A 4,092-nucleotide genomic window follows, 5' to 3' on the forward strand; every position below is an offset into this window, starting at 1 on the left:
GGGTTGGGGGAGAGTGGGCGCGGGAGCACCCGCTGCCGCCGCCCGCAGGACCGGAAGGAGTCGTGGAGTGACCACCACCACAACAGCCCTTGCCAGCGACCCGATGACGGCCGCCGACCGCTGCGACCGCTGCGGCGCCCAGGCCTACGTGCGGGTCCTGCTGGCCTCCGGGGGCGAGCTGCTCTTCTGCGCCCACCACGGGCGTGAGCACCGCGACGCCCTCCGCGAGGTCGCGCGGGACATCCAGGACGAGTCCCGCAAGCTCGCCTCCACCTCGCCGACCGCCCCGGTCGACGAGCGCTGAGGCGGCGCTGAACAGCTCCCGCACGGACCGACGAGCCCGGCGCCACCCCCGTGGGTGACGCCGGGCTCGTCGTCGTGGCCCTGGCGATCGCCGTGGGCCTCGTCGGCGTCGTCGTGCCCGTGCTCCCGGGCACGGTCCTCATCGGCCTCGCGGTGCTCGTGTGGGCCGCCGTCCAGGGCGGCGCCGCCTGGGCCTTCTCCGCCGGGGCCGCCGCGCTGCTGGTCGCCGGGCAGGTCGCCATGTACCTCGTGCCCGGCCGGCGCCTGACCCGCGCCGGCATCCCGCGCACCACCCTGCTGCTCGGCGGCGCCCTCGGCGTCGTCGGCTTCTTCGCCGTGCCCGTGCTCGGCCTCCCCCTGGGCTTCGTGCTCGGGGTCTTCCTCGCCGAGCTGGCCCGCTCACCGCGCGCGCGCCCCGGCGCAGGCCCGGCGGGCGGCGCCGCGACGCCCCGCTCCCCCGGCCGCGCCGGCGCCGCGTGGTCCTCCACCGCGGTGGCCCTCAAGGGCGTCGGGCTCGCCGTGGCCCTGGAGGGCCTGGCCGGCACCCTCGCCGCGGTGGTGTGGGTGGTCGGCGCCCTCGTGCTGCGCCGCTGAGCGCACCGCGCCCGGTCAGGAGGGCCGTCGACCGCCCCGGCGCTCCAGCACCGCCCGCAGCGCCCCCCACGCCTTGGCGAGGTCCCTCAGGGCGACGACGACAGGGACCAGCGCGGCGGTGGCCACCGGCCGCTCCTCCGCCCCGGCGCGCGCGACCGGCACCGCCACGTAGACGGCGGCACCCGCGAGGACGAGGGCACGCGCGGTGCGACCCCCCAGGGCCAGGGCGAGGGGGCCGACGACGTAGGCGGCGGCCCGCACGGCGTCGCGGGCCAGGGCCTGGCGGTCCGTCGCCTCGGCGTCACCCCGCCCGTAGCGCACGTACATGCGCGCCATGCCCCGGGCGTCGGCCTGGTCCCACACCAGGGGGGCGTCGGTGGTCGCCACGCACTTGAGGCCCGCCTCCGCGATCGCTCGGCTGAGGTCGAGGTCCTCGTGCGCCCTGACCTCCTCCGGCCAGCCGCCGACCCGCTCCATCGCCGCCGTCGTGACGGCGATGGAGCGGCCCGCCGGGCGGGTCGGGTCGAACCGGCGCCCGAAGCACCTGGACCACGCGGCGGTCAGGGGGCCGACGCGCCGCAGCTCCCGCGGGTCGGGGTAGCACCCGACGGCGAAGGCCGCCTCGAGGACGCCGCGGCGGCTCACCTCGTGCGCCCCGGCGACGAGGTCGGGCGGTGCGGGCTCGGCGAAGGGCGTCCGCATGCCGTCCAGCCAGGAGGCGCCCCAGTGGCAACCGGCGTCCGTGAAGACGACCCGCGGGTGGCGGGCGATGGCCACCCCGGCGTTGCGCGCGGCCGCGGCGCCGGCGTTGCGCGGCTGGCGCACCGCGCGGACCTGCGGGTGCTCGGCGGCCGCCCGCTCCACCCGCTCCCCCGTGTCGTCGGGGCTGCCGTCGTCGACGAGGATCAGCTCGTCGTCGGCGCGCAGCTGCGGGAGCAGCGCGGCCACGAGGTCGTCCACGAGGGCCCCCTCGCGCCACACGGGCACGACCAGGCTCATCGGCGGTGCCTGGGCGGGGTCGATGCCGGCGCCGGGGCGCGCCACCACCTCGGCCAGGGCCCCCGCGAGGCGGTGGGCCGCGTCGGCCCCGCTCGAGGACGCGGGGGTCACGACGGTGCAGCGGCGCTCCAGCCACCCCGGCAGTGGGTCCTCGTGCGCGTGCCGCACCCGCACGACGCGGTGCCCGGTCAGCACCGCGGCGGGCACCGCGGCAGCCGCGGCGGCGCGCCCGGTGGCCAGGACGACGTCGGGGTCGGCCGCGCGCAGCGCGCTGCGGACGCGGCGCGCCGCGCGCACGCCGCCGCCGCCCGCGCCGACGCGGACCACCAGGGTGTCGAGGCGCTGCGCACCGGCGGCGAGGGCGAGGACGCGCGCCTCGTCCCCGGGGAGCTGCTCGTCCTGCGCGGGGTCCGCCGAGGTGGCGACGAGGACGCGCAGCGGTGAGCCGGTCCACGGCTCGCGCGAGGACGCCGGCGCTGCGGGAGCGGTGGCCGCGGTTGTCACGCGCGCAACTCTCCCCAGCCGCGCCCGGGCGCGCACCTCGGGACCCGTGTTGCGTCAGCGCCGCCGCCGCCTAGGGTGAGCTGCCGCGGCGGTCCGGCCGCCGGACCGCCGCGGACCGGGCGCACCGGTCCACCACCAGCCGGCGAGGAGGAACGTGGTCCTGCACCGAGGGCACCGCGGTCGGAGCGCAGCGGCAGCACCCCGACGAACGCTCCGGCTCGGCCCGGCGGGCACCCGGTGAGCGCACCCCAGCGACCGCGCGTGCTGCACGTGTCCCAGCCCACCACCGAGGGCGTCGCGCGCTGCGTCGTCGACCTCGTGCGGCACCAGGCCGCCGAGGGGTGGGAGGTGCTCCTTGCGTGCCCGCCCGGCGGCGACCTGGCCACCGAGGCCGCGAGCGCCGGCGCCGAGGTCCTGCCGTGGTCGGCGCGGCGCAGCCCGGGCCCCTCGGTCACCGGTGAGGCCGTGCGGCTGCGCCGCGCCGTCCGCGAGGCCCGACCGGACGTGGTGCACCTGCACAGCGCCAAGGCCGGGCTCGTCGGGCGCGCGGTGCTGCGCGGTCGGGTGCCCACCGTCTACCAGCCGCACGCGTGGTCCTTCCTGGCGGTGGAGGGGCCGGTGCGGGCAGCCGCCCTGGAGTGGGAACGGCGGACCCTGCGGTGGGCCGACCGCGTGCTGTGCGTCAGCCGGGCGGAGCTGCAGCAGGGCCTCGACGCGGACCTGGCCCTCGACGGCAGGGCGGTGGTCGTGCCCAACGGCGTCGACACCGCGCGCTTCGCCCCCGGTGACCGCGGTGCGGTCCGCGCGGAACTGGGGCTGGGCGACGGTCCCCTGGCGGTCTGCGTCGGGCGGCTGAGCCGCCAGAAGGGTCAGGACGTGCTGCTGCAGGCGTGGTCGGCGGTGCGCAGCGCCCTGCCGGACGCGCAGCTGGTGCTCGTCGGCGACGGCCCGGAGCGGGAGCGGTTGCAGGCACGGGCGCCGGCGGGCGTCCGGTTCGCCGGCCGCGGCGAGGCTCTGCCCTGGTACACCGCCGCGGACTGCGTGGTGCTGGCTTCCCGCTGGGAGGGGATGGCGCTGGTCCCGCTGGAGGCGGGCGCGTGCGCGCGCAGCGTCGTGGTGACCGACGTCGCCGGCGCCCGCGAGGCCGTGCCGGCCGCGGCGCGGTCGGCGGTCGTGCCGCCCGAGGACCCGGTGGCCCTCGCGCAGGCGCTCGCCCACCGGCTCGGCGACCGTTCGCGCGCCGACGCCGAGGGGCAACTGGCCCGTCGCCACGTCGTGGACCACCACGACGTGGCGAGCACCACCGCGCAGGTCGTGGAGGTGTACCGGGGCGTGCGCCGGGGCGTCAGGTCCATCGACCTGCGGGAGCCGCGCCTGGGCAGCCGCACCCGGTGACCGGCGTGCTCGACCGCCCCGGACCGGTGGGCTGAACCCGTGAGCACGTCGCGCGGCCCGCGGGTGCGCGCGGTGCTGGGCGTGCTCGTGCTCGTGCTCGTGGTGACCGCGCTGCTGGTGCGCGTCCCGGCGCCGGGGGACCTGGACGCGCAGGAGGAGCACGGGGGGCGTGCGGCGGCTCCCTCGCGCGTGTTGGGGACGGGGGTGGAGGTGTTCTCCCTGTGGCGGGACTGGCCGGTGAACACCACCGCCTTGCAGCAGGTCGCCGACTCCGGCTCGGGCTGGGTGCGCATCGGG

5 protein-coding genes are annotated in these 4,092 nt (G+C 79.1%); 4 read left to right on the forward strand and 1 reads right to left on the reverse strand.

Annotated features, from left to right (window positions below):
• Nucleotides 1-103 precede the first annotated feature (103 nt).
• Both GTR00_RS15900 and GTR00_RS15905 read left to right on the forward strand, forming a co-directional pair.
• Nucleotides 104-304: a DUF7455 domain-containing protein gene (locus tag GTR00_RS15900; RefSeq protein WP_166612571.1), complete on the forward strand. Its 201-nt coding sequence runs from the start codon at nucleotides 104-106 to the stop codon at nucleotides 302-304.
• Between the two features lie 50 nt (nucleotides 305-354).
• Nucleotides 355-897 carry a DUF456 domain-containing protein gene (locus GTR00_RS15905; RefSeq protein WP_166612568.1) on the forward strand — a complete coding sequence of 181 codons (543 nt, stop codon included), beginning with the start codon at nucleotides 355-357 and terminating at the stop codon, nucleotides 895-897.
• Between the two features lie 15 nt (nucleotides 898-912).
• On the opposite strand, the gene GTR00_RS15910 is transcribed toward GTR00_RS15905, so the two are convergent.
• Nucleotides 913-2,400 (reverse strand): glycosyltransferase, encoded by a 1,488-nt coding sequence (locus GTR00_RS15910; protein WP_166612569.1) that lies wholly within the window; start codon nucleotides 2,398-2,400, stop codon nucleotides 913-915.
• Between the two features lie 261 nt (nucleotides 2,401-2,661).
• On the opposite strand from GTR00_RS15910, the gene GTR00_RS15915 reads away from it, so the two are divergent.
• Both GTR00_RS15915 and GTR00_RS15920 read left to right on the forward strand, forming a co-directional pair.
• Complete coding sequence (locus GTR00_RS15915) at nucleotides 2,662-3,795, forward strand: glycosyltransferase (protein ID WP_205705942.1); 1,134 nt, start codon at nucleotides 2,662-2,664, stop codon at nucleotides 3,793-3,795.
• A gap of 39 nt (nucleotides 3,796-3,834) precedes the next feature.
• Nucleotides 3,835-4,092: hypothetical protein (locus GTR00_RS15920; protein ID WP_166612570.1), on the forward strand; the 258-nt coding region annotated here is incomplete at its 3' end.

This window comes from Kineococcus indalonis (assembly GCF_009906395.1).
GTDB classification, from domain to species: domain Bacteria; phylum Actinomycetota; class Actinomycetes; order Actinomycetales; family Kineococcaceae; genus Kineococcus; species Kineococcus indalonis.